This is a genomic window from Mycobacterium pinniadriaticum (assembly GCF_026242045.1).
In the GTDB taxonomy this organism is placed as follows: Bacteria; Actinomycetota; Actinomycetes; order Mycobacteriales; family Mycobacteriaceae; genus Mycobacterium; species Mycobacterium pinniadriaticum.
In genome coordinates, this window is record NZ_JAPJDO010000082.1 from 1 (window position 1) to 5833 (window position 5833).

Consider the following 5833-nt stretch of genomic DNA (forward strand, 5'->3'; position numbering starts at 1 on the left):
CTGGAAACCTTGGGGTACAAAGTCACTCTCGAACCCCGCACCAACGCCGCCTAGCACCAGCGAGCAACCGCTCACCCAGCTTGGGTCACCCAATTTTCGAGAGAGACGCAAGAGACCCCGAAATAGCGGCGTGTCGGGAGCTGTTGCGTCTGCTCGCGCGGAAATCAGTCGGCGAGTAGGCGGTTGGCGCACGCGACGACCGCGCGCAACGCCGACTGAGTGGGATCCTCCGACCAACCCATCGCCCATTCGTGACGCTGCCCGTCGCTGCCGCGCACGAACGTCGCGGTGTGGGCACCGGCGGCCAGCTGGTGAAAGCGCGTCATCTCCACGCCGATCCCGCGCTCGTACAGCATCGCGGTCAGCGCGGCGACCGGACCGCCGGCATGGGCCGTCGCCGTCTCGATGCGGTCGCCGACCGCCAGCGTCGCGCGGAAGCAGCGGGGCTGGGGGCCGCGCCTGGAGGCGTCGTCGCATTCCCAGGCGCCCAGGCGCACCGGGCCGCCGCTCGGGCTGTAGGTGGCGGCGAACGCGCTCCACGGCATGGCTTCGGCGTGTTCGCGCAGGCCGCGCGGCAGCGGCGCACAAAAGCGCGGGGACGGCTCGGGAATCGGAGTGCTGTGCGGGTTCATCGTGCGGTCTTCTCGTCGAGCGGAGGTGACCGACGGTGTAGCAGCTTCCGACCCACAGCGGGGGGTCGGTCCGGATCAGACCCCGCTGCGGGGAGCTACTACGAGTCGCGCGCTGTGCACGATCGCCGATGCTAGACGCTCCCGCGCCGGCAAGGCAAACACGTTTGTCACCCCCGGTCCGACGGCCGCCACCGGCCCGCCAGCGCATCGTGGACGTCGGAGACGAGCCGCTCGAGACGTTCCCGGTCGGCGGCGTCGAAATCCTGCGCCGCAGCGGTGGCCTGCACACGGTGCAGCTGCCCCAGGATCACGGCGTTGTCCTCGTCGCGCCGAGATCGCCACCCCACTTCGCGCAGTAGCCACAGCAGTCGAGACAGCACCGCAACCTCGGCGGCGCCATAGTGCCGGGGCTGACCGATGGCCAGTTCCAGCAGCGCGGCGAGGTCAGGCCGCCGCACAACGACGCGCACCACCCCGTCGTCATCGCACAGCGCGGTCGAGCCGAGCCGGCGCACGACCAGCTCGCACAACAGCGACGCGCTGTGGTCGAGCACGTGGATTGCCGTCGTCGGATCGTTGATCCCCGGCGACAGGGCTTTCACAGCGACGTCGGTGAGCTGCCGCAGGCCATAGCCCACGTCCTGAACGGGGGTCCGTTCGTCACCGGTGGTGATCGCCGACGCCAGGCACCGCCGTAGGGTGTCGAACTGATCGTCGTCGAGCTGACGGGCCTCCTCGGCCGGCCAGGCGAAGGCGACCGGCGAGCCGGTCACCATCCACTCGCCGGGCATCACGTCGACGAGGATCACCGCGTCGCACCCACTGGCCGCCGCGGTCAGCGCGGCGTGATCGAGGGCGACCAGAAATCCCGTTGAGCACGCATGCAGCGCCGTCGCCGTCGGCGGTGGATCGGGCAGCGGTCCCCCGGTTTCGTCGTCGAGTTCATCGAGTTCGTCGAACGACGTTCGCGCGGTCTCGACCGCATCGGTGCGAACCGTGTAAATCATGGATTCGACCCGGATCTCCCGGACCAGGTGCGCCAGGAAGAGGATGAGGCCGATGACGCTGGCCAGAACCAGCAGATAGGAAACGGTCACCGAAATGCGCGGGACGAATCCGCCGTCGCCGCTGTCGTCGCGCACCGTGCGCAGCACCGTGATGGCGTAGACAAAGGTCGCCAGAAACAACCCGAGGGTGCTCTGCACGAATCGGTCGCGCGCGAACGTGCGCAGAAGTCTCGGCGAGAACTGACTGCTGGCCAGCTGCAGTGTGACCACCGTCAGGGAGAACGTCAGGGAAGTCACGGTGACCAACGACCCGGCGATCGCCGAGAGCAGCTCGCGGGCCGCGGCTGGTCCGCCACCGAACAGGAAGCCACCCAGCGCGGGCCGCAGCGTCGAATCGCGGGCTTCGTCCAGCCGGGGCAGCAGGACCCCCGCCGCGATCGCGGCCACGATGGCCATCACCGGCAGCGGCCACAATCGCGTGCGAACAGCGTCGAGCAGGTAGGTGCGGCGGCGCAGCAGGGATGACCACACGCCGATCGAGCCTCCTGACTCCGGCCGCCCTAGGTGTTGAGCGCGTCGATGGCCGACTGCAGCTTCGAGGTCACCTCATCGGCCACCGGTTGCAGGCCGGTCTGACCAGTAACGCCGACCAGCAGCTGCGGGTTCATCGCCTCGACGTGAACGGTGTCGGCCTGGTCGGGGTCACTGCGCACGACCACATTGCAGGGCAACAGTAAGCCGATCTGGCGATCGATCATCACGGCACGCTGTGCCAGCGGCGGATTGCACGCGCCCAGGATCACGTAGTCTCCGAGGGCTTCGCCGGCGGCGTCGCCCAGCTTGGTCGCCATCGTCGCCTTCATGTCGATCTCAGTCAGCACGCCGAAACCCTGACCTGCCAGTGCTTCTCGGGTGCGGCCAACGACGTCGTCGAAGGCACCGTGCAACGTTGTCGACAGCGCGATATCCATGCCCATCAGTGTTCCCCTTATGCGAGCGCGAGGAACAGCTTTTCCAGCTCGGCCTCGCTCATCGGGGCGTCGCCGTTGGCGGCGCTGCCGGTGACACACTCGCGCAGTCCGGTCGCGACGATCTTGAAGCCGGCCCGGTCCAGCGCCCGTGACACCGCGGCGAGCTGGATGACCACGTCCTTGCAGTCCCGGCCCTGCTCGATCATGGAGATCACGCCGGTCAGCTGACCCTGTGCGCGGCGCAGCCGGTTGAGAACAGCTGCGATGGCGTCTTCATCACCAACCATGGTGAACCTCCTCAGGTCTATTAGGTAAAGCTTACCCGCGGGGGTATAACACCACGGCCTGGGGTTTCATGCCCTCACCGCCGCGTCGGCGTCACGAGTTGGGCGACGATCTCGTCCGCGTCGCACTTCGGGCCGCGGTTGTAGGGCAGCTTGGCCAGCATCATGCCCATCAGGCATGTGTTGGTCGCGGCCGCAGCGGCCAGCCCGGCGCCCATCACGAAGGCCACCCACTGCGCTCCCGGCACGAACACGCCCACCAGCACGCTCAGCGCGACGATCAGGCCGGCGACCAGCCGGACCTGCCGTTCCAACTCCCAGCGCTGCGCGCCTCGGTTGACCTCGAGGCCACCGGCCTCCCAGGCATTCATGCCGCCCTCGAGGATGTGGACGTTGGCCAGGCCGGCGGCGCGCAGTGCCTCTTCGGCCTGCGCGGCGCGCTGACCCGAGCGGCACACCAGCACGACCTGTTCAGTGAGGTGGTTGCGGATCTCGTCGCGGTGCTCACGCAGCAGGTCCAACGGAACGTTGTAGGCGCCCGGAATGTGAACGGTCTCGAACTCACCGGGCGTGCGAACGTCCAGCATGCGGGGCGGGTTCGCCGCCGCCAGCTGGGCCTGCAGCGCTCCCGCGGTGATCGTCGTCGGCGATGGCGCAGTCATGTCGGGGTTTCCTTCCTCGGATTCGATACCCTGTGGGGTATATTTTCAACCATAGTAGCAATACCCCCGCCGGTATTTGAATATCGGGAATAGATACCCCTGGGGGTATGTTTGGATGAGGGCAACCACATCCCCCAGAGGCACCAAGCCAAGGAGCAAGGCAATGATCCTCGAGCAGTACTACATCGAGTGCTTGTCGCACGCGTCCTACCTGATCGGCGACCAGACGACCGGACGCGCGATCGTCGTGGACCCGCGCCGCGACATCGCCGAGTACCTGGCGGACGCCGAGAAGTACGGCCTTCGGATCGAAGGCGTCATCAACACCCACTTCCACGCCGACTTCGTCTCCGGACACCTGGAGCTCGTCGACGCCACCGGCGCGTGGATCGGATTCGGCGAGGCCGCCGAGACCGACTACCCGATTCGCCGGCTGGGCCATGGCGAGCACATCTCGCTCGGCGAGGTGGACCTGGAGATCCTCGCGACCCCGGGCCACACCTGGGAATCGATCAGCGTGGTGGTGCGCGAGCACCCCGAGTCGGCACCGACTGCCGTGTTGACCGGCGACTCGCTGTTCATCGGCGACGTCGGCCGCCCCGACCTGGTCAACATCGGCGACAGTTCGACCAGCGATCTGGCCCGCGCCATGTACCACTCGATCCACGACACGTTGTTCGCACTCCCCGATTCGGTGACGGTGATGCCCGCGCACGGCGCCGGGTCCTCCTGCGGCAAGAACCTCTCGACCGAACTCACCTCGACGATCGGCGAGCAGCGCCGCACCAACCCGTCGGTGCAGCCGATGAGTGTCGACGAGTTCGTGGGACTGATCACCAACGGCCAGCCCGCCGCGCCCGCCTACTTCTCGGTCAACGCCGCGATGAACAAGCGGGTCCATCCCCTGCTCAGCGGGTCGCGCGCCATCCCCGCGATGTCGCCGGCGCAGCTGCGCGAGGCATTGGAAGCCGGAATCCGGGTGGTCGACGCCCGCTCGGTGGACGACTTCGCCGCCGGCCACCTGCGCGGCTCGGTGAACGTCGGCTTCGACGGCCGCTTCGCCGAAACCGGTGGCATGGTCGCCGAGGTCGGCGAGACGATCGCGCTGGTCACCTACCCCGGTGAGGAACAGGACGCCGCGCTGCGCCTGGCCCGGATCGGCTCGGACAACGCCGTCGGCTATCTCAACGTCGAGCACGACGGCGAGTTCCCCGACGAGCTGCGTGACCTGGTCCGCACCGCCCCGCGTACCGACGTCGCGGACCTCGACCGGCTGATGGCGCAGGACGCCGTCACCGTGATCGATATCCGCAACCCCGGTGAGCGGGACAACGGCGTGATCCCCGGTGCACTCCCGATCCCGTTGGCACAGCTCCGGACTCGCCTTGACGACGTCCCCACCGGCCGGCCGATCGTGGTCCACTGCGCCGGCGGCTGGCGCTCCAGCGTCGCCGCCTCGCTACTGCGGGCCAACGGCTTCGGCAACGTCACCGACTTGGCGGGTGGCTACAACGCGTGGGCAGAGGCCCACGTCGCCGCCTGACCGGACCGACAACCAGAGAAGAGGAAATCATGACCACCGTGAACCTGACCTTCGACGACTTCGAGTCGACGATCGTCGACAACCCGATCGTGCTCGTCGACTTCTGGGCATCCTGGTGCGGGCCCGTGCCGCGCCTTCGCCCCGGTGTTCGACAAGTCCGCGCAGGCCCACCCCGATGTCGTGCACGCCAAGGTCGACACCGAGGCCGAGCAGGAACTCGCGGCCGCCCTGCAGATCAGATCGATCCCGACCATCATGGCCTTCCGGGACGGTGTGCTGGTCTACAGCCAGCCCGGCGCCATGCCACCGCAAATGCTCGAGGAGTTGATCACCAAGATCAAGGACCTCGACATGGCCGAAGTCCGGGCGACGATCGCCGCCCGCAAGGCCGAAGCCACCCACTAGCCACTAGCCTGTCCAGCCAAAGGAGATAAATATGTGCTATCCCGTTGAATGCCCGCGCTGTCACAAGACCACCTGGGGTGGCTGCGGCGAACATGTCGATCAGGTGATGCGCCAAGTGCCCCCGGCACAGCAGTGCACCTGTGGGCAGGGCGATCAGCCGCGTCGCTGACCCCACCCTCGGCGAGCAGACGCAGAGTCGCACGAAATGGCCCCGGCCAGTGCGATTCTGCGTCTCTCTCGAAAATTGGGTGACCCAAGCTGGGTGAGCGGTTGCTCGCTGGTGCTAGGCGGCGTTGGTGCGGGGTTCGAGAGTGACTTTGTACCCCAAG

The 5833-nt window shown here is 67.5% G+C and carries 6 protein-coding genes and 1 pseudogene; 2 read left to right on the forward strand and 5 right to left on the reverse strand.

The annotated features are described in order from the left end of the window. Positions 1-164 precede the first annotated feature (164 nt). The 5 genes from ORI27_RS32590 to ORI27_RS32610 form a co-directional block, all read right to left on the reverse strand. Complete coding sequence (locus ORI27_RS32590) at positions 165-632, reverse strand: homocitrate synthase (RefSeq protein ID WP_266001386.1); 468 nt, start codon at positions 630-632, stop codon at positions 165-167. 167 nt (positions 633-799) lie between these two features. Further along, positions 800-2170, reverse strand: coding sequence for a DUF2254 domain-containing protein (locus ORI27_RS32595; protein ID WP_266001385.1), 1371 nt, complete (start codon positions 2168-2170; stop codon positions 800-802). Between the two features lie 29 nt (positions 2171-2199). Continuing rightward, positions 2200-2610: a DUF302 domain-containing protein gene (locus tag ORI27_RS32600; protein ID WP_266001383.1), complete on the reverse strand. Its 411-nt coding sequence runs from the start codon at positions 2608-2610 to the stop codon at positions 2200-2202. 17 nt (positions 2611-2627) lie between these two features. After that, positions 2628-2897: a metal-sensitive transcriptional regulator gene (locus ORI27_RS32605; protein ID WP_266001382.1), complete on the reverse strand. Its 270-nt coding sequence runs from the start codon at positions 2895-2897 to the stop codon at positions 2628-2630. A 74-nt stretch (positions 2898-2971) separates the two neighbouring features. After that, positions 2972-3556 (reverse strand): rhodanese-like domain-containing protein, encoded by a 585-nt coding sequence (locus ORI27_RS32610; RefSeq protein WP_266001380.1) that lies wholly within the window; start codon positions 3554-3556, stop codon positions 2972-2974. A gap of 163 nt (positions 3557-3719) precedes the next feature. Between ORI27_RS32610 and ORI27_RS32615 the strand changes: the two genes are divergently transcribed. Next, positions 3720-5099 (forward strand): MBL fold metallo-hydrolase, encoded by a 1380-nt coding sequence (locus ORI27_RS32615; protein ID WP_266001378.1) that lies wholly within the window; start codon positions 3720-3722, stop codon positions 5097-5099. 29 nt (positions 5100-5128) lie between these two features. Next, positions 5129-5504 (forward strand): annotated as a pseudogene (gene trxA / locus ORI27_RS32620) (thioredoxin). Positions 5505-5833: the final 329 nt, after the last annotated feature.

What these genes read in the sequence shown, in the direction of transcription:
- ORI27_RS32590 (WP_266001386.1), bottom strand. Translation starts at nt 632, where the DNA reads ATGAACCCGCACAGCACTCCGATTCCCGAGCCGTCCCCGCGCTTTTGT.
- ORI27_RS32600 (WP_266001383.1), bottom strand. Translation starts at nt 2,610, where the DNA reads ATGGATATCGCGCTGTCGACAACGTTGCACGGTGCCTTCGACGACGTC.
- ORI27_RS32605 (WP_266001382.1), bottom strand. Translation starts at nt 2,897, where the DNA reads ATGGTTGGTGATGAAGACGCCATCGCAGCTGTTCTCAACCGGCTGCGC.
- ORI27_RS32610 (WP_266001380.1), bottom strand. Translation starts at nt 3,556, where the DNA reads ATGACTGCGCCATCGCCGACGACGATCACCGCGGGAGCGCTGCAGGCC.
- ORI27_RS32615 (WP_266001378.1), top strand. Translation starts at nt 3,720, where the DNA reads ATGATCCTCGAGCAGTACTACATCGAGTGCTTGTCGCACGCGTCCTAC.